Below are 788 nucleotides of genomic sequence, written 5' to 3'. Positions count from 1 at the left end.
CAATGCCTTTTTTATGACGATATCGTGGCTACCTGTACCGTTTAAGCCACCTACATGCCAAGTATCAATGACTTGTACATCTTCTTTTGGAATAAAAAATAGTTTCAAATTTGCGTCCGGTCCTAGGCTGGTAGGCGAACCTTCTGAAATGACTAAGCAACGTAATACAAACCAATCTGCCAGCTGACACCCAGATACAAGCGTCCATTGCCCAGATACCAAGTATCCCTCATCAACTGTGTGCGCCACACCCTCGGGGCGGGCAGAATTGGCATAAATATGAGAGGGGTCGCTGTATACCTCTTTCATACTGGACTCGTCCAAAAATCGACCGAACGTACAGGCCAAATGGTTGTTCCAAACGATCCAAGCAACCGAGGCCTCAGCGCTTGCTAACGTCTCATAAGCTTTTAGAGTTTCTACGGGATTCCCTTCCCATCCCCCTAAAGACTTTGGTAGCCCCATTCTAAAAAAAGATAGCTCAGAAAGCTTCTTGACCACGGCTGGCGCAACCTTTCTAGTATTTTCTGTCTCTTCTCTAGATAGGATTGCTAACTTAGAAATCTCATTGGCTGCATTAGATGGTAGGGTGTTCGTTGTCCCTGCTAAAGATATGTCGTTCATATGGCTCAACCTTATTATAATGAATAAAACGTTGATATGATTTAAAGCTGATAAAGCACAGATTTGAGAATAACAATGCTTGTATAAAGGATAACTAACAGATGACCGCTATACAACCAGTAATATGAATATATATAAAATTATATTGATATAAGTGAATAACA

General features: G+C 41.5%; 1 protein-coding gene. It reads right to left on the bottom strand.

Annotated elements, in window-relative coordinates; translation table 11 throughout:
- Positions 1 to 624 (bottom strand): acyl-CoA dehydrogenase family protein (locus ACS8FC_RS16605; RefSeq protein ID WP_439297589.1); only part of this gene is annotated, 624 nt, incomplete at its 3' end.
- Between the last annotated feature and the right edge of the window lie 164 nt (positions 625 to 788).

It is taken from the genome of Psychrobacter sp. 1Y4 (assembly GCF_051847555.1).
This window is presented reverse-complemented; position numbering and strand designations above follow the sequence as displayed.